A 16,858-nucleotide genomic window follows, 5' to 3' on the forward strand; every position below is an offset into this window, starting at 1 on the left:
AAGCGCTAGCGCGATAAAAAGAGGTGGCACCATGGCCCTGTCCGAGCAGTATCTGGAAGACGACATTCACCCCATCGACATCGTTGAGCATCTTGCAGCCCACCACGAGTGGGATTTCGACCGTATTTCGGACGAACAGATCGCGATGGCCGTGGAAGGTCAGTGGCGCACCTACTCGCTGACGCTGGCATGGTCGGCCTTTGACGAAACGCTGCGCATGATCTGCACCTTTGACATGGACCCGCCCGAGGAAAAGCTGCCCGAGCTTTATGAGCTTTTGAACCATGTGAACGATCAATGCTGGGCCGGGGCTTTCACCTACTGGGCAGAACAAAAGCTGATGGTCTATCGCTACGGCCTTGTCCTGGCCGGAGGCCATGTGGCCAGCGCGGATCAGATCGACACGATGATCGGCGCGGCCGTCATGAGTGCAGAGCGCTACTACCCCGCGATGCAGCTGATGGCCTGGGGCAACCAGACCCCGACACAGGCGCTGCAGGTGGCCATTGCAGAGGCTTACGGTCGCGCGTAAACCTACGCCCCTGAGATCAATCGTTTCGGGGGCATTCACATGCAAGACAGTCGCATCGCACGCCACGGGCTGGTTCTGCTGGGCTGCGGCAAGATGGGATCGGCAATGCTGGCCGGATGGCTGGCAAAGGGGCTGCCGCCTAGCGCTGTCTGGGTCGTTGATCCGCATCCCTCCGACTGGCTGCGCACCACGGGGGTGCACCTGAACGGGGACCTGCCCGAAACACCGGCAATTGTGCTGGTGGCCGTCAAACCGCAGATGATGGCCGATGCGTTGCCCACGCTGGCGGCCATGGGCAACGGCGAAACCGTTTTTGTCAGCGTGGCCGCCGGAATAACCATCGCACGTTTCGAAGAGATACTCGGGGACCGGACCCCGATTATTCGGGCCATGCCGAACACGCCCTCCGCGATCTCGCAGGGAATCACCGCCATTGTCGGCAATGCTCACGCGAGCGCCGACGCGCTGGACGAAGCGGAAACCTTGCTCAAGGCGGTTGGTGAGGTGGTCCGGCTGTCGGCGGAGGTGCAGATCGACGCGGTCACCGGGGTCAGCGGGTCGGGGCCGGCCTACGTGTTCCATATGATCGAAACCATGGCCGCCGCCGGGGCGGAGCAGGGCCTGCCTGCCGATCTGGCCCTGCAACTTGCCAAGGCCACCGTGGCGGGGGCCGGGGCGCTGGCCTGTGCGGCAGAGGAAGACCCGAGCCAGCTGCGCATCAATGTGACCTCGCCCAATGGCACGACCCAGGCCGCGCTGGAGGTTCTCATGGATGAAACACACGGCTTTCCCGCTTTGCTCAGCCGCGCGGTGAAGGCGGCCACAGACAGATCGCGGGAGTTGGCCAATGGATAACATCAGTTTCGACGATTTTCTGAAGGTCGACATCCGCTGTGGCACGGTGCTGCGGGCCGAAGTTTTTCCTGAAGCGCGTAAACCGGCCATCAAGATGTGGATTGATTTCGGCGATGAGATCGGCGAGCGCAAAACCTCGGCACAGGTCACAGCGCATTACGAACCCGAAGCACTGGTGGGCAAACAGGTGCTTGCCGTGGTGAATTTCCCACCCCGCCAGATTGGCCCCTTCATGTCCGAGGTTCTGGTGCTGGGGCTGCCCGATGAGACCGGAGAGATCGTGCTGATCACGCCGGACAGTGAGGTGCCGCAGGGAGGGCGGATGCATTGACTAAAATATGGATGACACGGCCCCTGCCGGAAAAGGTGCAAGCCGCGGCTGAGGCGCTTTTCGATGTTACGGTCCGCCCGATGACCTCGCCCCTGACGGTGGAGGAAATGCGCACGGCGCTGAGCGAATATGATGCAGTTGTTCCGACGCTGGGCGATCTCTTCTCGGAGGAGATTTTCAAGGCGCAGGACACTTGGCGCTGCCGGATTCTGGCGAACTTCGGGGTCGGCTATAATCACATCGATGTCGCCGCCGCCAAAGCGGCCGGGATCACCGTGACCAACACGCCGGGGGCGGTGACGGATGCCACGGCGGATACGGCCATGACGCTCATGTTGATGAGCGCGCGGCGCGCCGGAGAAGGCGAGCGCATGGTGCGCGCCGGGCAGTGGGACGGCTGGCACCCTACGCAGCTCTTGGGCATGCATCTGGGCGGCAAAACGGTGGGTATCGTCGGCATGGGGCGCATCGGGCAGGCGATTGCCCGGCGCTGCCATTTTGGGTTTGGCATGCAGGTGGCCTATCACAGCCGTTCGCCCAAGGATCTGGACTTCCCGGCTCTGCCGAAAGAGAGCCTGCTGGCCCTGGCCGCTTCCGCGGACGTGCTGGTGATTGCGGTGCCCGGTGGCGATGAAACCCATCACCTGATCAACGCGGAAGTGCTGCAGGCCATGCAAAGCCACGCGCATCTGATCAACATCGCGCGCGGCAATGTGGTCGAGGAAAGCGCCCTGATCCAAGCGCTGCAGAACGGCCAGATCGGCGGCGCCGGGCTGGATGTCTACGAATTCGAGCCCGCGGTGCCCGATGCGTTGAAGCGGATTGAAAATGTGATTCTGCTGCCGCATATCGGGACGGCGGCGCTGGAAGTCCGCGAGGATATGGGGCTGATGACGGTGGCAAATCTCGAAGCGTTCTTTGCCGGGGAGACGCCGCCAAATCTGGTGTGACGGCTCAGCTGTCACCCACAGCTTCGCGCCAATGCCTGCGGCAGAGCGAGACATAGGCTTCATTGCCACCGATCTGAACCTGCGCGCCATCCAGCAGCGCGCGGCCTTCACTGTCTTGTCGCACCACCATCGTGGCCTTCTTGCCGCAATGGCAGATGGTGCGCACTTCCCGCATCTCGTCAGCCAGCGCCAAGAGCGTGGCCGAACCGGGAAAGAGCTGCCCCCGAAAATCCACGCGCAGCCCAAAACACATGACCGGAACGTGCAGGTCGTCGACGGCCCTCGCCAGTTGCCAGACCTGCGCGGGCGTCAGAAACTGGGCTTCGTCCACGAACACACAGGCGATCGGTTCCTTCTCCTGACGGTCGGCGATGCGGGCAAAAAGATCGTCTTTTTCACCAAAAGTGTCGGCCTCTTCGCCGATCCCGATGCGCGATGCGATCCGCCCGTCACCGGCGCGATTGTCGAACTGCGCGGTCAGCAGATAGGGCACCATGCCGCGTTCACGGTAGTTGTGTGCCGCCTGGAGGAGTGCCGTCGATTTGCCGGCGTTCATGGTCGAATAGTGAAAGTAGAGCTTGGCCATGGCCGCTTGATAGGATGCACAGGAAGGGGCTGCAAGCGGTAGGACCCATTGTCAGAGCCCTTGCGTGACTGCTGGCGCGCACGCCAACCTGCCGGTCCCAAAATCGGCAGAACGCAATAGGGCTCCTAACCGAAACCGGCGCTGGGATTGCCGGCCACTCACTAGACTCCCGAACAATGGGAGTGCTTTTATAAATGACATTTCCCTGACATCCGATTAATGGAAATGCCAAATCGGTTTTTCCCGCCAAGGAAAAGCGGCACGTTTTGTTGAGAAGGACGATTATGACGGCGATCGGCAGGTATCTGAAAAAACACACCGAAGCGCTGGTGAAAGACGTGGGTGTTGAACAGGCCTGCAAACTGACCGGCAAGTCAAAGGCCACGCTGGGCCGGTACTATTCCGACCATGATGAACACGCCGACCGGTTCATGCCTGTCGAGGCGGTGGCCCTGTTGGAGCAGGCGGCGAAGTATCCGCATGTCACCGGCGCGCTGGCCGAGCTGTCGGGCACCTCTTTGCAATACGACGAACGCCGCCCGAATGCCGAACGACCCGGCGGCGTGAATGCAGACGTGATCGCGCTGAGCCAGCGCTTTGCCATGCTGATGGGCGAGTATCAGCAATCCATGGAAGACGGAAAGATCACCGTGAACGAAGCCAAGCGGCTGTTGCGGGAAACCGGGCTACTGCAGCAGGTGCTGATCGATATGAAGCTGCATCTGGAAAATGATCACGGCGCCGTCTAACGGCTAGACGTGGCGTTCCACCAGCACGGAGCCCACGGAGTAACCGGCACCGAAGGAACAGATCAACCCTTTGTCCCCGTCTTCCAGATCACTGGAGTATTTGGAAAACGCGATGATCGACCCCGCGGAGGAAGTGTTGGCATAGTCCTGCAGAATGTTGGGCTGCTCTGATGGGGCCGGGGTGCGGCCCAGGACTTTCTTGCCGATGAAGTCATTCATGGTCTTGTTGGCCTGATGCAGCCAAAGGCGCTTCAGGTCGGCGGCCTGCACACCCTCGCGGGCCATATGCGCGGCGATGTGTTCGCTGACCATCGGTAACACCTCCTTGAAGACCTTGCGCCCGTTCTGCATGAATTGCATGTCGCGACGGTCCAGCATCCCATCGGGGCGTGACCGCCGCAGATACCCGTTGTTGTTGCGGATGTTGTTCGAGAATTCCGTGGCGCAGCGGGTGGATTTGATCTCGAAATAGGGGCCGGTGGCAGCCTCTGCCGTTTCGATCAGGGTCGCGGTTGCCACATCGCCGAAAATGAAATGGCAATCCCGGTCGCGCCATTCCAGATGGGCTGAACAGATCTCCGGGTTGATCACCAGCGCGCCGCCAATGCTGCCGGAGCGCACCATGTCTGCCGCCGCCTGAATGCCGAAGGTGGCCGACGAGCAGGCAACGTTCATGTCAAAGGCAAAGCCGTCGATCCCAAGCTGCTGCTGAATCTCGATGGCGACCGCGGGGTAGGCACGTTCCATGTTGGAGGCTGCACAAATCACCAGGTCCACATCCTTTGCCGATTTCCCGGCTTGTGCCAGAGCGTCCTGTGCGGCCTTCACGCCCATCTCGGCCATCAGCGAGGGTTCATCGTCGCTGCGCTGGCGGAGCAGCGGATGCATGACCTTCGGGTCGAGAACGCCCTTCTTGTCGATCACATAGCGCTGCTGAATACCGGAGGCTTTGAAGATGAAGTCATCCGAGGAATACTCCTTTGCCGCCACTGTGCCTGCCGCGATCTCATCGGCGTTCTCAGCGTTGAAGAGATCGACATAGGCATTGAAGGCGGCAACCAGTTCCGCATTCGTGATGACCTCAGACGGGGTGAAAACACCGGTACCGGTGATGGCGGGGGTATTCATAACAGGCTCTCCAAAAGGTTAACCAATGTGGCCCATTTCCCCCGCTGAGGTCAAGGTGGCGGACGTGGCGTTACAGCCGTGCAGGGCGTGTGCGCAAGGCGTTGAGCGGTGCGGCCGTGGTCAGCGCACAGGCACGGAGTAAAGCACGTAGCCATCCCGCCGCGCCACCTCGACTGCCCCGGTGTCGATCACGAAAACGCCGAGGTTCTCAGCGTCCTCCGGGCAGCCCACAAGGTCGGCGGCGTCGTCGAGGAACTGGTTGGTGAAATCATCCTCGCCTACCCGGCGGCAGATATCGCCCTTGAACCTGTAGCCGTCGCCGAAGAAGGGCAGCGAGCCGGTGACAGGTTCCGGCGTCGGCGCGCAGGCGGCCAGTACCAGCGCGGGTGTCAGGAGAAAGAAACGCATTTGAAAAACCTCCGGATGAGTATGGTTCCTGCATCATGGCATGTCCCGACCTGATTGGCGACCGCCGCGACATCAGATCAGCGGGCGGGCTCTGAGCGGTTCGAGCTCCATCTCCGCCACGGCGGCCAATTCCGCCACATCGTGGATCTTCAGCTCGCCGTCATCCCAGACAACGAGTTGGCGCTCGCGCAGACGGGCGAGGGTTTTGTTGGTGTGAACCAGCGACAGCCCCATGGCATCCGCTATATCCTGCTGCTTGTAGGGAAAGGGCATCGTGCCGCTCCGCACCATACCCAAGGCATCCGCCCGCTGGAAAATCCGGACAAGAGCCCAGGAAATCGCCGAGATCGCATCACGCTGCCCCAGCGTTGTCAGCGTATCCCCCAGAAAGTGCTCTTCGGTGGCCGCAAGCCAGGTAATGTCAAATGCCCGTGCGGTGGAATTACGGAAAAATTGGAAGAAATCGCCTCGGTCGAAGACACAGAACGTCATATGTGTCGTCGCCTCGACCGAATGGCCCATCTCTCCAAGAATCCCTGCTTGCAGGCCGATGAAATCACCCGGGAAGATCAGGTTTATGACCTGCCGGCTGCCGTCAGGCAATGTCTTGTACCGCAGCCCCATGCCGCGCAGCGCCGTGTAGAGCTGCGGTGCATTGCTGCCCTCCATCAGAATGGGCGTTCCAGGGTCCACCGATAGCTCACCGGATTTAAACCGCTGCGTCTTGTCCACTTCGTCCTGTGTCATGTCCTGAAAGAACGAATGTTTTCGCAGCGGACATGACTCGCAGTGGGTGACCATAGGTAATGCTCCTTACTATGTCATAGTTTAATGCGAACCATCCAAAAGGGTTCCATACTATTGGCTGGAATCGGAGAATATCTCTTTGCAACAAACACTTTTCGTCGGGATCGTCGTATCAGACCCACTCATATCTCAGGACGTGTCGGGAATCTTTGCGTTTTGGCAGGCTGGATGCATCTGCAAAACCTTCGGTTCCGTAGCGCAGGTCCGCGCGGCGGCGGACAAAAACTTTGATCCCGGGCTGGTCTTTATTGCAGCGCAGAACGGTGTTCTTGATCTCGACAGCGAGGATCTGTCATGGCTTGAGGGCCGCGCGGTTATCACGCTGGACCTGGCCGACAGGACACAATTCCCACAGTGGCAGCATCTGAGTCGCCCGTTTACGCAAGAGCAGGTCATCCAGGCGGCATACAACCTAATGTGTGGCCGCGATCTGGATCAGATCGAAGCCGGATAGGGAAATCTGATCCGGTGTGACGGCTTTGCGAAAAGACCGCGCCGTCTGATCCGTTTCTTAGAAATCCCGGTGCCCAGAAGTCAGTCCAGCGCTGGTGTATGTGTGCTCGCCTTGAAATGCGCGCGATCTGATGGCGCCCGGCAAGGTTGGATGCCCTTTTCGAAGTCTGTTTTTCCACGTCCGTGGTGCTCGGGAATTTCAATGTGGCCTGCGTTCGGTTGGACCTCAACCGTTTCTCAGACCCTCCGCCGTTGATCAGCCCCTTACCCTTGCAATGCTTTTACACCGACGTCTCCATCCGCCTGCGCACGGATCGCCAACGCTGCGGCATGGCTGCCTGCGGCGGTGGTAAAATAGGGGATCTTGTCATAGAGAGCGATGGAGCGGATGGATTTGGAATCCTCCACCGCCTGTGCGCCTTCGGTGGTGTTCATGACGAGGTGGATCGCTTCGTCCTTCATCATGTCCGTCACGTCAGGGCGGCCTTCGTAGACCTTGTTCACGACGCCTGCGCTCAACCCCTGCGCGTTGAGCCACTGGGCAGTGCCGCGGGTGGCCACGAGCGTAAAGCCTTGATCTAGCAGGATTGCCGCGGCTTCACGCATGTCGTCTGTCTTGTCCGCATCCTTGATCGACAGGAAGGCACAGCCTTTGGTAGGCAGGATCGTGCCCGCGCCCATCTGCGCCTTGAGGAAGGCGCGGGGGAAGTCGCGGTCCCAGCCCATGACCTCACCGGTGGAGCGCATTTCGGGGCCAAGCAGGGTGTCCACGCCGGGGAAACGGGCGAAGGGCAGCACCGCCTCTTTCACGGAGAACCACGGCATGTTGGGGTCGGCGAGCGTCATCGGATCGCCCAGGGGCAGCGTGGCCTCATAAGCGGCATCCGCGTCATAGGGTGGGCGTTGCGGGAAGGTGCTGAGCGGTTCGCCGGCCATCACGCGGGCGGCGATGGAAGCGATCGCTGAATCGGTCGCCTTGGCCACGAAGGGCACGGTGCGCGAGGCGCGGGGGTTGACCTCGATGAGGTAGATCTCACCGTCCTTGATCGCAAACTGGATGTTCATCAGGCCGACCACGTTGAGGGCCTTCGCGAGCGCGTGGGTCTGGGTTTCGATCTGGGTGATGATGTCGCGCGGCAGGGAGTAGGGCGGCAGGGAGCAGGCGCTGTCGCCGGAATGGACGCCCGCCTCTTCGATGTGCTGCATGATGCCTGCCACATGTACGTCGGTGCCGTCGCAGAGTGCGTCCACGTCCAGCTCCACCGCGCCCGCGAGGTAGCTGTCGAGCAGCACCGGGCTGTCGCCCGAGACCACCACGGCGGAGGTGATGTAGCGTTCGAGAGAGGCCTGATCGCGCACGATCTCCATGGCGCGACCACCGAGCACGTAAGACGGGCGGATCACCAGCGGGAAGCCGATATCTGATGCTATTTCAAGGGCTTCGGCGTCGGAATGGGCGATGCCGTTTTTCGGCTGCTTGAGGCCGAGGGATTGCACGAGCTGCTGGAAACGCTCGCGGTCTTCGGCCAGATCGATGGCATCGGGCGTGGTGCCGAGGATCGGAATGCCCTCGGCGTGCAAGGCCTGCGCGATCTTGAGCGGCGTCTGGCCGCCGAACTGCACGATCACGCCGTGCAGCGTGCCGTTCTCCTGCTCCACCCGAAGAATTTCCATCACGTGCTCGAAGGTCAGCGGCTCGAAATAGAGCCGGTCGGAGGTATCATAATCGGTGCTGACCGTCTCGGGGTTGCAGTTGACCATGATCGTCTCATAGCCCGCGTCGGTGAGCGCATAGCAGGCGTGGCAGCAGCAATAGTCGAACTCGATCCCTTGCCCGATCCGGTTCGGGCCGCCGCCGAGGATCACAACCTTCTTGCGGTCGGAGGGGCGCGCTTCGCATTCCACCTCGCCGAAGACCGGGCTTTCGTAGGTGGAGTACATGTAAGGCGTCTGGGCTTCGAATTCGGCAGCACAGGTGTCGATGCGCTTGAAGACGGCGGTGACGCCTTCCGCATGGCGGGCGCGGCGCACATCGGCTTCCTGTTGGCCGGTCAACTCAGCCAGGCGGGCGTCGGTGAAGCCCATCATCTTCAGCTGCCGCAGCGCCGTGGCATCGCGGGGCAACCCGTTCATATGCACTTCCGCTTCGGCTTGGATGATCTCGCGGATGCGGGCGAGGAACCACGGGTCGAACATGGTCACGGCATGGATCTCGTCATCGCTCATGCCGTGGCGCATGGCCTGGGCGATGGTGCGCAGCCGGTCCGGCGTCTGCTGGCTGATGGCTTTCACGATGGCGGCTTTGTCCGGCGCGCCGGGGATGTCGATCTCGTTGAAGCCGGTGAGGCCCTCTTCCATGCTAGCCAGAGCCTTCTGCATGGACTCGTGGATGGTCCGCCCGATGGACATGGCCTCGCCCACGGATTTCATCGCGGTTGTGAGGTCGGGCGTGGAGCCGGGGAATTTCTCGAAGGCGAACTTCGGGATTTTGGTGACCACATAGTCGATGGTCGGCTCGAAGCTCGCGGGCGTGACCTTGGTGATGTCATTGTCGAGCTCATCAAGGGTGAAGCCCACCGCGAGCTTTGCGGCGATCTTGGCGATGGGAAACCCCGTGGCCTTGGACGCCAGCGCCGAGGAGCGCGAAACCCGCGGGTTCATCTCGATCACCACCATGCGGCCATCAGCGGGGTTCACCGCCCATTGCACGTTGGAGCCGCCCGTCTCCACCCCGATCTCGCGCAGCACCGCGATGGAGTGGTTGCGCATGATCTGGTATTCCTTGTCGGTCAACGTCAGCGCTGGCGCCACGGTGATGGAATCGCCCGTGTGCACGCCCATCGGGTCCACGTTTTCGATGGAGCAGACGATGATGGCGTTGTCGGCGGTGTCGCGGACCACCTCCATCTCGAATTCCTTCCAGCCGAGCAGCGACTCGTCCACGAGGATCTGGCCCACGGGAGAGGCGTCCATACCGGAGCGGCAGATCGCCTCGTAGTCATCACGGTTGTAGGCCACACCGCCCCCGGTGCCGCCCATGGTAAAGGCGGGGCGGATGATTGCGGGCAAGCCGACCTCTTCCAGCGTGTCCAGCGCCAGGCGCACACCTTCGGCGAGGTCCTTCTTGCCGTTGGCATCCTTGGGCGCGGTCACAATCGCGGCCTTTGGGTTCTCGATGCCCAGCCGGTCCATCGCCTCGCGGAAGAGCTTGCGGTCTTCGGCCATCTCGATGGCGGCACGCTTGGCGCCGATCATCTCGACGTTGAATTCATCCAGCACACCCATCTCTTCCAGCGCCAGCGAGGTGTTCAGCCCTGTCTGCCCGCCCATGGTGGGCAGCAGCGCATCGGGGCGTTCCTTTTCGATGATCTTGGCGACCATCTCGGGCGTAATGGGCTCGATGTAGGTGGCGTCCGCCAGCCCCGGATCGGTCATGATCGTTGCCGGGTTGGAATTGACTAGGATGACCCGGTAGCCTTCCTCCTTCAGCGCCTTGCAGGCTTGCGCGCCGGAGTAGTCAAATTCGCAGGCCTGCCCGATCACGATAGGCCCCGCGCCGATGATCATGATCGATTTGATATCGGTTCTTTTTGGCATGGCGCGACCCCTGGGCAGACGGGCACGCAGGTGTGCCCAAATTGTCCTGCGTTATAGGCATCAAGGGGCCGTGCGCAAGGGCCGAATGTCAGCGAGCCAGGTGAATCCGGGGGCATTGCCGTGAGATATGCAAAAGGCGCTCGCGAAAGGATGGCTTTTGCCCAAATGACCAGGCGAGACCCGGACCTGCTAGGCTGCAAATAGACGCGGGGTCCGGGAGAGCAAGAGCCGGTGAAGAGTGCTAAAATGCCAAAGGAGCCAGTCCCAAAGGGACGCGCGCCTATTGCCCGGTCGCGAGACCGCCGTCATGCACTGTGGCTGCGACAGCACGTGCATGTGAATGCAGAGCACAGGCAACGGGGCGCCGCTCAGGGATGTTGCAGAAAGGCGCGTACGGTGGCCTCGAACTCCCGAGGCTTGTCCGCATGCAGCCAATGACCCGCATCCGGCAGTTTGGCAAACCGCGCTTTGGGAAAGAGCGATTTGATCCTGGGGCGGTGTTCGGGCGTGACATAGTCGGAGTCCGCCCCTGAAAGAAACAGCGTCCGACCGTCGAAAGCCCCGTTCAGGTCTGGAAAGCTCAGGATTTTATCCATCTCCTCCGCCAGCACATCCAGGTTCAACCGCCAGCGTTTTTTGGTCAGATCAAGAGATTGGGTAAAGAAACTCTGCAATGCGGGCTCGACACCCAGATCTGCCAGTTGGGTTTCGGCGTCCGAGCGGCGGGACAAGGTGCTCAGGTCGACCTGACGCATTGCTTCGATGAATTGCATCTGGCTGTGGCTGTAGGTAACCGGTGCGATGTCGGCCACGATCAGACGGCTGACCAGATCGGGGTTCTCCACGGCCAGGACCATCGAGGCCTTGCCTCCCATGGAATGGCCGACAACGTGGCAGGGGGCCCCGATGTGCTGGATCAATTCGGCAAGGTCCCGCGCCATATCCGGATAGCTGTGCGTATCGGTCCAGTCGCTGTGACCGTGATTGCGCAGATCCACGGTGATGACGCGCAGCTCATTGCTGAGACGTTTGGCGATGACACCCCAATTGCGACCTGAGCCATAAAGGCCATGTACGATAAGGACGGCAGGGGCATCCGGGGCACCGAATTCGGAATAGCTGAGCATGCAGCTAGGGCTAACGGATTTGCAGATGTGGTGCCAGTGCTATTGCGCCACCTGCGCACTGGTGATTAGGGTCCGGTCATGATCGATATCGAGGCGAAATCAGAGGCATTGAGCAGCGCGCTGGAGCGGCATTTGGGCGTCAAGGGCAAGTCTTTGGCGCAGCAGGTGAAGCGCGCGGGGCACAGGCTGCCGCGTCGCCTCCGGGCGCAGGCACAGCTGGTGGCGGAGGCGGATGCCCTGCGCGGCAATCCGCGGCTTTTGCGGCAGTTGGGTCATGAAAGGGTCGTGCAGGCCTTTTCGGACGTTTCGGCGCATTTGGCAGGTATCGACCGGGCAGAGGCCCGACGTGGCCGCATCCTGTCGATTCTGGCTGCGATTGCCTTCAACCTGATCCTGTTGTTCACGGCTCTTGTGGTCATTGGGCGCCTGCGCGGCGCTATCTGATCCGGGTGATGTCCGTCCCGTAAAGGCACCGGGGAAAGAAAGGGTAGGTGTCCGTGGCAACGTAGACGTAGCGGCCATCGATCATCCCGCCGTTGCAGTCATCAAGGTTGCCCGCGCCGGCGATGTAGGCCCAGTCTTCGTTATAGGTGCCATCATGCGCGCCACCGGGCGCCGTCTCGCGTGCACCAGGCAGCAGCAGATAGCTGGAGCGTCCCTGATCCCCGAGGTAGTGGATTTCAAACCCATCCGCAGCCCAGCCGATCCGTGTGTCTTCGCTGGCGCCGGCGAGGGCAGGGGCGACGCCGTGATAGTGGTAGGTTCCGCGCGGACCCACATGGGCGTTCTAGTTATCCAGCCCCAACAGGGCTCGCGCGCCCATCCCGTCGAGGTTCCACCCGGAGCTGCGGTCCCGGGAATGGCCGCGCGGGCTGCTGGCGTCGTAGTAATCTGCCGTACCGGGCCGGATGATCACACCGTTTTCGGCAATGCCTGTGACGCGCACGGGTTGGGCGCGTGTGCCACGCTCGGGCTTGGTGGTTACGCAGAAGCTGATCGACTGGGCTTTGATCCGGTTGGGATTGCCGCTGTTGGGAAAGGTCCCTGTGGCATGGTCCGGCAGGCTGTCGGTTTGAACACAGCGTTTGTCTTCCGATGTTTCCATCTCCACCCGCGCGGATGTGGTGGAGGCCAGGATGCCCAGAAAGACAATCGCCGCTGTCAGGGCAAGAGGGGCTGGCCATGGGGAGCGCATGAGGGTTCTCCTATCTGTTGGATAGGAGTGATACGGAGCACGTGCCGATTTCCGTCGCGGGTTTTCAGCCCTCGGCCGGGGGTTGAGCGTAGTCTTCGTCGCTGACCTGTTCGAGCCAGACGACGGCTTTCCCGTCCAGGGCTTCCTGAAATGCCAGATGTGTCATGGCTGTTTCGGGCGCCGCGCCATGCCAGTGCTTCTCGTCAGGTGCAAACCAGACCACGTCGCCAGGGCGCAAGGTCCGTATCGGACCCCCCTGGGTCTGCGCACGCCCCAGCCCCGACGTAATCATCAGTGTCTGACCAAGCGGATGCGTGTGCCACGCCGTGCGTGCACCGGGTTCGAACGTGACATGGTTGCCTGTCAGCCGGGCAGGCGGATCGGTTGCAATCACCGGATCGATGCGCACGGCACCGGTGAAGTATTCCGCGGCGCCTTTGCTCGAGGCTTGGCTACCTGCTCTGGTAATGCGCATCTGCTTTCTCCTTCCAGCGCCCTGGGTAAGGTGGCCTGAAGCCCACCCTACCTGTCAATTACAAAGATTGCGCTCAAAAGCGACCGGTGCTTAAAGCAGGTAAGGTGGGCTTCAGGCCACCTTGGCTTTTACGCTCAGAGGTTGGGGTAGAGCGGGAAGCGTGCGCAAAGCTCGGCGACCTCCGCCTTCACCTTTTCCTCTACTGCGGCATTGCCCTCTTCGCCGTTGGCGGCAAGCCCATCAACCACTTCGATGATCCAATCCGCGATCTGTCGGAACTCCGGCTCGCCAAAGCCGCGTGTCGTGCCCGCAGGAGAGCCGAGACGAATGCCCGATGTCACCGTTGGTTTTTCCGGATCGAAGGGCACGCCGTTCTTGTTGCAGGTGATATGCGCGCGGCCCAGAGCCTTCTCGGTCGCATTGCCTTTCACGCCTTTCGGGCGCAGATCGACCAGCAGCACATGCGTATCGGTGCCATGGGTCACCGTGTCGAGCCCACCTTTGATCAGCTGATCCGACAGCGCCTGAGCGTTTGCGATCACCTGTTTGATGTAATCCTTGAACTCGGGACGCAGCGCTTCGCCGAAGGCCACGGCCTTGCCCGCAATCACGTGCATGAGCGGGCCGCCCTGAATGCCCGGGAAAATCGCCGAGTTGAACTTCTTCGCCAGCGCTTCATCGTTGGTCAGGATCATGCCTCCCCGCGGACCGCGCAGGGTTTTATGTGTGGTCGTGGTGGCCACATGTGCGTGCGGGAAAGGCGACGGGTGCTCTCCCGCCGCCACAAGGCCGGCGAAATGCGCCATGTCCACGTGCAGATAAGCGCCCACCATATCGGCGATCTCGCGCATGCGAGCAAAGTCGATCTGACGCGGAATGGCCGATCCCCCTGCGATGATCATCTTGGGTTGATGCTCTTTCGCCAGCGCCTCAACCTGATCGTAGTCCAGCAGATTGTCTTCCTTGCGCACGCCGTATTGCACCGCATTGAACCACTTGCCAGACTGGTTGGGTTTTGCGCCGTGGGTCAGGTGACCGCCCGCATCCAGCGACATGCCGAGGATGGTGTCGCCCGGCTGCAGCAGGGCCTGAAAAACCCCCTGATTGGCCTGTGAGCCGGAGTTGGGTTGCACATTGGCAAACCCGCAATCAAAGAGCTTGCAGGCCCGCTCGATTGCCAGATCTTCGGCCACGTCGACAAACTGGCAGCCGCCATAATAGCGCCGCCCCGGATAGCCTTCGGCATATTTGTTGGTCATGACGCTACCCTGCGCTTCGAGCACGGCGGCAGAGACGATGTTTTCAGATGCGATCAGTTCGATCTCGTCGCGCTGGCGGCCCAGCTCATCAGTGATCGAGGCAAAGATTTCCGGATCGCTGTCGGCCAGCGACTTGGTGAAAAATCCGGGGGCGCGGTGCGGAGCGTTCATGAGCGGTTTCCCTGATAAATGAGCAAAGATGCAGTTTCCTATCGGAAACCTGCAAGACGGAAAAGAGTGTAATGCGACCTTTGTCAGGCTCTGTGCGGCGTTCATAAGGCCTGCGTTGCATTCACGCAATCCGGCATGCCGTGGCATCTCAGCGCAATACTGGCCTCCGCAGCGGATATGTGCTTGTTTCGGATCACAAAGTCCCGGATCGGAAACAAGATGTCCCAAAAGATCGCCTTCACGGCCAGCCGTGCAGAAGTCGCGCAAACCGCGCGGGCCGCGCTGATAACCCGGTATGGCAATGCCAAACCGGAGGAGGCGGACGTGATCGTCGCACTGGGCGGGGATGGGTTCATGCTGCAGACACTGCACGACATGCAACATCTCGCGGCCCCCGTTTACGGTATGAATCGCGGCACCATCGGGTTTCTGATGAATGCCTATTCGGAGATCGATCTGCAGGACCGGCTGGTCGCGGCGGAGGAGGCGGACCTGAACCCGCTGAGCATGACGGCGACCAAGGCCGACGGCAGCACCGCAAAGGCGCTGGCCATCAACGAGGTATCTCTCCTGCGGGCCGGGCCCCAGGCGGCCAAGCTGAAGATCACCGTTGACGGGCGGCTGCGCATGGCGGAACTGGTCTGCGACGGCGCGCTGGTCAGCACGCCCGCCGGGTCCACCGCCTATAACTACTCCGCCCATGGGCCGATCATCCCCATCGGCTCCGAGGTCTTGGCCCTGACCGCCATGAGCGCCTTCCGCCCCCGGCGCTGGCGCGGGGCGCTTCTGCCGAAAAAGGCAGTGGTCCAGATCGACGTGCTTGAGCCCGAAAAACGCCCGGTGATGGCAGAGGCCGATGCCAATTCCGTCATGGGTGTGGTGAGCGTTGAAATCCGCTCTGAACCAAGCGTCGTGCACCGCATCCTCTTTGATCCCGGCCACGGGCTGGAAGAACGGCTGATCAACGAGCAATTCACGTGACGCTGACGCCGCAGATCGGTCCGGCGGCCCCCCGCGGGCTCTGTACCGATTGCGGCGTTTCCCGCATGCAGAATGACAAGGCCTGCGGGCGGGCCTGCCAGTTCATCGCGCCGGACTACCCCGGGCTGGAACGGCAGGTGCACGGGCGCTCCCGGCAAGACGGGGATGAACACTTCTTTGGTCCCTTCCAGGCAATGTGCCGCGCGGAGATGGCATCGCCAAAGGCAGGGGCGCAGTGGACGGGGATCACCACGTCACTGGCCGCCGCCTTGCTGGAGCGCGATCAGGTGCAGGCGGTGCTGACCATGGTGCCGGACCCGGCGGATGTCTGGCGTCCGAAACCTGCCCTGATCACGGACCCGCAGGATATGGCAGAAGCGCGGGGCATACGCATGGGGTACGCGCCGTTGCTGGCTTTGCTGGAGACCGCGCAGGACCTGGGGTTCAAGCGGCTGGCGGTGATCGGCATCCCTTGTCAGATCTACGCGCTCCGCTGTCTGGAGGAGGAATTGGGACTGGACCGGCTCTACGTCATTGGTACGCCCTGCTCCGACAACACAACCACCGAGAATTTTCACCATTTTCTCAGCTTGCTGGATGAAGACCCCGCCAGCATCACCTATCTGGAGTTCCGCGCTGATTTCAAAGTGGAACTGCGCTATGCGGACGGGCGCCAACGGCTGATCCCGTTTCTCTCCCTGCCGATCTCGGATCTGCCTGCAGATTTCTTTCCGCTGACCTGTCGCACTTGCGTGGACTACACCAACAGTCTTGCCGACATCACCGTGGGCTACATGGGCGGGCAGGGCGCGCAATGGCTGCTCGTGCGCAACGCCCGTGGCGCGGAAATGCTCGACAGTCTTGGCGATCAGATCCGCCTCAGCACCCCGGGCAGCGCAGGAAAAAGAGCAAGCGCGGTAAAGGGATTTGTCTCCAACACCGAACGTGCCGCCGGCGGTCTGCCACTGCGGCGGATGCCAAATTGGCTACGCCCCATCGTCAGCTGGCTGCAACCGCGCATCGGACCCAGAGGGCTCGAGTTTGCCCGCGCACGGGTGGAGATGAAAGCGGCGGAAACTATCCTGCACCTGCGCCGCGAAGCGCCTGCCAAGATGAAAAACATGGTACCCGAACATGTCTGGGACATCGCCGCGCCCTACGGCTTGCAGCCAGGGCCAGAGGAAACACCGGCTTCTTCTGGCAAGAAATATCCCGGGGGAGACTGAGCCAAAGGCTCAGGCGGGGGCTGGCCCC

Annotated in this window: 19 protein-coding genes; 9 read left to right on the forward strand and 10 right to left on the reverse strand. The window is 61.6% G+C overall.

The features are described 5' to 3' along the window. Window positions 1-31 precede the first annotated feature (31 nt). From ISX84_RS09600 to ISX84_RS09615, 4 genes are read left to right on the forward strand one after another with little or no spacing between them, the layout of a single operon-like run. Window positions 32-532: a YbjN domain-containing protein gene (locus ISX84_RS09600; protein WP_195820106.1), complete on the forward strand. Its 501-nt coding sequence runs from the start codon at window positions 32-34 to the stop codon at window positions 530-532. 39 nt (window positions 533-571) lie between these two features. Then, the gene (gene proC / locus ISX84_RS09605) at window positions 572-1,387 is read left to right on the forward strand and encodes a pyrroline-5-carboxylate reductase (protein ID WP_195820107.1); all 816 of its coding nucleotides are present in this window, start codon (window positions 572-574) and stop codon (window positions 1,385-1,387) included. Then, window positions 1,380-1,718 carry a tRNA-binding protein gene (locus ISX84_RS09610; RefSeq protein ID WP_195820108.1) on the forward strand — a complete coding sequence of 113 codons (339 nt, stop codon included), beginning with the start codon at window positions 1,380-1,382 and terminating at the stop codon, window positions 1,716-1,718. Before proC ends, ISX84_RS09610 begins: the two co-directional genes overlap by 8 nt. Before the next feature lie 11 nt (window positions 1,719-1,729). Next, the gene (locus ISX84_RS09615; protein ID WP_195820109.1) at window positions 1,730-2,668 is read left to right on the forward strand and encodes a 2-hydroxyacid dehydrogenase; all 939 of its coding nucleotides are present in this window, start codon (window positions 1,730-1,732) and stop codon (window positions 2,666-2,668) included. 4 nt (window positions 2,669-2,672) lie between these two features. Here ISX84_RS09615 and ISX84_RS09620 read toward each other — a convergent pair whose 3' ends face one another. After that, window positions 2,673-3,254: a thymidine kinase gene (locus ISX84_RS09620; protein ID WP_195820110.1), complete on the reverse strand. Its 582-nt coding sequence runs from the start codon at window positions 3,252-3,254 to the stop codon at window positions 2,673-2,675. Window positions 3,255-3,538: 284 nt separating this feature from the next. On the opposite strand from ISX84_RS09620, the gene ISX84_RS09625 reads away from it, so the two are divergent. After that, entirely contained in the window at window positions 3,539-4,003 is a 465-nt protein-coding gene (locus ISX84_RS09625; RefSeq protein ID WP_195820111.1) for a hypothetical protein, read from the forward strand. Window positions 4,004-4,006: 3 nt separating this feature from the next. On the opposite strand, the gene ISX84_RS09630 is transcribed toward ISX84_RS09625, so the two are convergent. The 3 genes from ISX84_RS09630 to ISX84_RS09640 form a co-directional block, all read right to left on the reverse strand. Further along, a complete protein-coding gene (locus tag ISX84_RS09630; protein WP_195820112.1) occupies window positions 4,007-5,131 on the reverse strand; it encodes a beta-ketoacyl-ACP synthase III in 1,125 nt (374 codons plus the stop codon). A gap of 120 nt (window positions 5,132-5,251) precedes the next feature. After that, window positions 5,252-5,539 (reverse strand): hypothetical protein, encoded by a 288-nt coding sequence (locus ISX84_RS09635; RefSeq protein WP_195820113.1) that lies wholly within the window; start codon window positions 5,537-5,539, stop codon window positions 5,252-5,254. Between the two features lie 72 nt (window positions 5,540-5,611). Beyond that, window positions 5,612-6,340, reverse strand: a complete 729-nt coding sequence (locus ISX84_RS09640) for a Crp/Fnr family transcriptional regulator (protein ID WP_195820114.1) — start codon at window positions 6,338-6,340, stop codon at window positions 5,612-5,614. A gap of 85 nt (window positions 6,341-6,425) precedes the next feature. On the opposite strand from ISX84_RS09640, the gene ISX84_RS09645 reads away from it, so the two are divergent. Next, complete coding sequence (locus ISX84_RS09645; RefSeq protein WP_195820115.1) at window positions 6,426-6,800, forward strand: hypothetical protein; 375 nt, start codon at window positions 6,426-6,428, stop codon at window positions 6,798-6,800. Window positions 6,801-7,063: 263 nt separating this feature from the next. Here the strand turns inward: ISX84_RS09645 and carB are convergent, their stop codons facing one another. Next, complete coding sequence (gene carB, locus ISX84_RS09650) at window positions 7,064-10,396, reverse strand: carbamoyl-phosphate synthase large subunit (protein ID WP_195820116.1); 3,333 nt, start codon at window positions 10,394-10,396, stop codon at window positions 7,064-7,066. A 368-nt stretch (window positions 10,397-10,764) separates the two neighbouring features. Further along, window positions 10,765-11,523, reverse strand: a complete 759-nt coding sequence (locus ISX84_RS09655; protein WP_195820117.1) for an alpha/beta fold hydrolase — start codon at window positions 11,521-11,523, stop codon at window positions 10,765-10,767. Between the two features lie 78 nt (window positions 11,524-11,601). On the opposite strand from ISX84_RS09655, the gene ISX84_RS09660 reads away from it, so the two are divergent. Beyond that, window positions 11,602-11,967 (forward strand): hypothetical protein, encoded by a 366-nt coding sequence (locus ISX84_RS09660; protein WP_195820118.1) that lies wholly within the window; start codon window positions 11,602-11,604, stop codon window positions 11,965-11,967. Here ISX84_RS09660 and ISX84_RS23205 read toward each other — a convergent pair. The 4 genes from ISX84_RS23205 to glyA all read right to left on the reverse strand — a co-directional run bounded on the left by ISX84_RS23205 (window position 11,960) and on the right by glyA (window position 14,623). After that, window positions 11,960-12,301 (reverse strand): YHYH protein, encoded by a 342-nt coding sequence (locus ISX84_RS23205; protein ID WP_326838723.1) that lies wholly within the window; start codon window positions 12,299-12,301, stop codon window positions 11,960-11,962. The genes ISX84_RS09660 and ISX84_RS23205 overlap by 8 nt on opposite strands. Window positions 12,302-12,310: 9 nt before the next feature. Next, a complete protein-coding gene (locus tag ISX84_RS23210; protein ID WP_229884195.1) occupies window positions 12,311-12,718 on the reverse strand; it encodes a hypothetical protein in 408 nt (135 codons plus the stop codon). 64 nt (window positions 12,719-12,782) lie between these two features. Further along, complete coding sequence (locus ISX84_RS09670) at window positions 12,783-13,193, reverse strand: (R)-mandelonitrile lyase (protein WP_195820119.1); 411 nt, start codon at window positions 13,191-13,193, stop codon at window positions 12,783-12,785. 134 nt (window positions 13,194-13,327) lie between these two features. Next, the gene (glyA, locus tag ISX84_RS09675) at window positions 13,328-14,623 is read right to left on the reverse strand and encodes a serine hydroxymethyltransferase (RefSeq protein WP_195820120.1); all 1,296 of its coding nucleotides are present in this window, start codon (window positions 14,621-14,623) and stop codon (window positions 13,328-13,330) included. 177 nt (window positions 14,624-14,800) lie between these two features. Here glyA and ISX84_RS09680 point away from each other — a divergent pair, with 177 nt between their 5' ends. Then, window positions 14,801-15,604 carry an NAD kinase gene (locus ISX84_RS09680; RefSeq protein ID WP_195820289.1) on the forward strand — a complete coding sequence of 268 codons (804 nt, stop codon included), beginning with the start codon at window positions 14,801-14,803 and terminating at the stop codon, window positions 15,602-15,604. Beyond that, complete coding sequence (locus tag ISX84_RS09685; protein WP_299865367.1) at window positions 15,601-16,830, forward strand: Coenzyme F420 hydrogenase/dehydrogenase, beta subunit C-terminal domain; 1,230 nt, start codon at window positions 15,601-15,603, stop codon at window positions 16,828-16,830. The genes ISX84_RS09680 and ISX84_RS09685 overlap by 4 nt, the downstream gene beginning before the upstream one ends. Window positions 16,831-16,858: the final 28 nt, after the last annotated feature.

The sequence above is a fragment of the Roseobacter sp. MH60115 genome (genome assembly GCF_015644665.1).
GTDB lineage: Bacteria > Pseudomonadota > Alphaproteobacteria > Rhodobacterales > Rhodobacteraceae > Roseobacter.

Bases quoted from the DNA above. Each gene is read 5' to 3' on its own strand.
- ISX84_RS09635 (WP_195820113.1), bottom strand. From the start codon at position 5,539: ATGCGTTTCTTTCTCCTGACACCCGCGCTGGTACTGGCCGCCTGCGCG.
- ISX84_RS09625 (WP_195820111.1), top strand. From the start codon at position 3,539: ATGACGGCGATCGGCAGGTATCTGAAAAAACACACCGAAGCGCTGGTG.
- ISX84_RS09620 (WP_195820110.1), bottom strand. From the start codon at position 3,254: ATGGCCAAGCTCTACTTTCACTATTCGACCATGAACGCCGGCAAATCG.
- ISX84_RS09660 (WP_195820118.1), top strand. From the start codon at position 11,602: ATGATCGATATCGAGGCGAAATCAGAGGCATTGAGCAGCGCGCTGGAG.
- proC (WP_195820107.1), top strand. From the start codon at position 572: ATGCAAGACAGTCGCATCGCACGCCACGGGCTGGTTCTGCTGGGCTGC.
- ISX84_RS09630 (WP_195820112.1), bottom strand. From the start codon at position 5,131: ATGAATACCCCCGCCATCACCGGTACCGGTGTTTTCACCCCGTCTGAG.
- ISX84_RS09640 (WP_195820114.1), bottom strand. From the start codon at position 6,340: ATGGTCACCCACTGCGAGTCATGTCCGCTGCGAAAACATTCGTTCTTT.
- ISX84_RS09610 (WP_195820108.1), top strand. From the start codon at position 1,380: ATGGATAACATCAGTTTCGACGATTTTCTGAAGGTCGACATCCGCTGT.
- ISX84_RS09670 (WP_195820119.1), bottom strand. From the start codon at position 13,193: ATGCGCATTACCAGAGCAGGTAGCCAAGCCTCGAGCAAAGGCGCCGCG.
- carB (WP_195820116.1), bottom strand. From the start codon at position 10,396: ATGCCAAAAAGAACCGATATCAAATCGATCATGATCATCGGCGCGGGG.
- ISX84_RS09615 (WP_195820109.1), top strand. From the start codon at position 1,730: ATGACACGGCCCCTGCCGGAAAAGGTGCAAGCCGCGGCTGAGGCGCTT.
- ISX84_RS23210 (WP_229884195.1), bottom strand. From the start codon at position 12,718: ATGCGCTCCCCATGGCCAGCCCCTCTTGCCCTGACAGCGGCGATTGTC.
- glyA (WP_195820120.1), bottom strand. From the start codon at position 14,623: ATGAACGCTCCGCACCGCGCCCCCGGATTTTTCACCAAGTCGCTGGCC.
- ISX84_RS09655 (WP_195820117.1), bottom strand. From the start codon at position 11,523: ATGCTCAGCTATTCCGAATTCGGTGCCCCGGATGCCCCTGCCGTCCTT.
- ISX84_RS09680 (WP_195820289.1), top strand. From the start codon at position 14,801: ATGTGCTTGTTTCGGATCACAAAGTCCCGGATCGGAAACAAGATGTCC.
- ISX84_RS09600 (WP_195820106.1), top strand. From the start codon at position 32: ATGGCCCTGTCCGAGCAGTATCTGGAAGACGACATTCACCCCATCGAC.